The following is a 1,257-nucleotide window of genomic DNA, read 5'->3' on the forward strand; positions in this document are numbered from 1 at the left end:
TGTTAACATCCACAATCCCACTTACAAACGCGATCCTCGAACCGAAGCAGAAATGATCAAGGAAGCGCTAGAGATTGCTAAAAAATCGGACGTTATTGTGGCTACCATTGGCGAAGGTTCTGAATTTACAGGCGAAAGCAGTAGTGTAACCGATATCCAGATTCCCGAGACACAGAAAAACCTGTTAAAAGCACTGGCTAAAACTGGCAAACCAGTGGTACTGGTGTTGTTTACCGGTCGTCCGTTGGCATTAAACTGGGAGCAGGAAAATATTCCTTCCATTTTAAATGTTTGGTTCCCGGGTAGTGAAGCAGGAAATGCAATTGCCGATGTACTTTTTGGCGATGTTAATCCTTCAGGTAAACTGAGTGCAACTTTCCCTCAAAATGTAGGTCAGGTGCCTTTGTATTATGCACATAAAAACACCGGTCGACCGCTGGCAGAGGGTAAATGGTTCGAAAAATTCCGTTCCAACTATTTAGATGTAAGCAACGATCCTTTATATCCATTCGGTTTTGGCCTGAGCTATACCACGTTTAATTATAGCGATGTTAAATTAAGTTCAAATACCTTAACCAAAGGGAAAACGATCACGGCATCGGTTACGCTAAGTAATACGGGTAAATATGAGGGTAAAGAGGTCGTTCAATTATACATTCAAGATCTTGTGGGAAGTATTACCCGTCCAGTAAAAGAGCTAAAAGGTTTTCAAAAGATTAATTTAAAAGCCGGAGAAAGTAAAACCGTCACTTTCAGCATTTCCGAAAATGATCTTAAGTTTTACAATGCTGATCTAAAATTCGTGGCTGAACCCGGCGATTTTAAAGTATTCATTGGCACAAATTCACGCGATGTAAAAGAAGCATCTTTTACACTCAAATAAAGACAATTAGGTTTGGTTATGAACCCTGTGCTATTGTAAAGTAGCCAGGGTTTTCTATTTTTGTTAAATGAAACCATCATAATTTATCAAAACACACCTTGAAATAACAAATCATGATAGCTTCATCAACTTTAAAATATATAAAACGGATGAAAAAGATTTTTTTTACCATCTGCATTCTTTTTTCTGTACTCTTTTTAAACGCTCAAGACTTAAAAAAATACGACAAGGGAAGCTATATCAAAGGAATGGACTCTATTTACTACAGAATCCTCTTTCCCGAGAATTTTAATCCCGACCAAAAATATCCGATCATCTTCTTCCTCCATGGAAGCGGCGAAAGGGGGAATGACAATACCAGTCAACTGGTACAT

1 protein-coding gene and 1 pseudogene are annotated in these 1,257 nt (G+C 38.4%); both read left to right on the forward strand.

Annotated elements, in window-relative coordinates; genetic code table 11:
- A partial coding sequence (locus tag AC1DPQ_RS28090; protein ID WP_477611617.1) for a glycoside hydrolase family 3 C-terminal domain-containing protein occupies positions 1 to 883 on the forward strand: 883 nt, incomplete at its 5' end.
- A gap of 149 nt (positions 884 to 1,032) precedes the next feature.
- A pseudogene (locus AC1DPQ_RS28095) lies at positions 1,033 to 1,257 on the forward strand (phospholipase); the annotation flags it as partial.

Source organism: Pedobacter sp. 01T416_2 (assembly GCF_056398925.1).